1 protein-coding gene is annotated in these 680 nt (G+C 58.7%); it reads left to right on the top strand.

Going from position 1 to position 680, the window contains the following annotated elements:
* Window positions 1-680 (top strand): GTP-binding protein (locus ACR0K1_RS25640; RefSeq protein WP_480852328.1); only part of this gene is annotated, 680 nt, incomplete at both ends.

Genomic DNA, 680 nt, shown 5'->3' with positions numbered 1-680 from the left:
ATGGCAAAGGAAAAGTTTGAGCGTACAAAACCGCACGTCAACATCGGCACGATTGGCCACGTTGACCACGGCAAGACCACGCTGACCGCAGCAATCACCAAGTATTTCGGTGACTTCAAAGCGTATGACCAGATTGACGGTGCGCCGGAAGAGAAAGCGCGCGGCATCACCATCTCGACCGCCCACGTGGAATACGAGACCGAAAACCGCCACTACGCGCACGTCGACTGCCCCGGCCACGCCGACTACGTCAAGAACATGATCACCGGTGCTGCCCAGATGGACGGCGCGATCCTGGTAGTGAACGCTGCTGACGGCCCGATGCCGCAGACCCGCGAGCACATCCTGCTGGGCCGCCAGGTTGGCATCCCGAAGATGGTCGTGTTCCTGAACAAGGTTGACCAGGTCGACGACGAAGAGCTGCTGGAACTGGTTGAGATGGAAGTGCGCGAACTGCTGTCCAGCTACGAATACCCCGGCGACGATATTCCGATCATCGCAGGCTCGGCTCTGGCCGCGATGGAAGGCAACAACCCGGAAATCGGCGAAGAGAAGATCAAGGAACTGATGGCGGCTGTTGATGAATATATCGACACGCCTGAGCGTGCTGTTGACCAGCCGTTCCTGATGCCGATCGAAGACGTGTTCTCGATCTCGGGCCGTGGTACCGTTGTGACCGG

The organism is Ruegeria sp. F5 (assembly GCF_056533845.1).
Note: the sequence above shows the minus strand (reverse complement) of the source record. Positions and strands in the feature narration are given on the sequence as shown.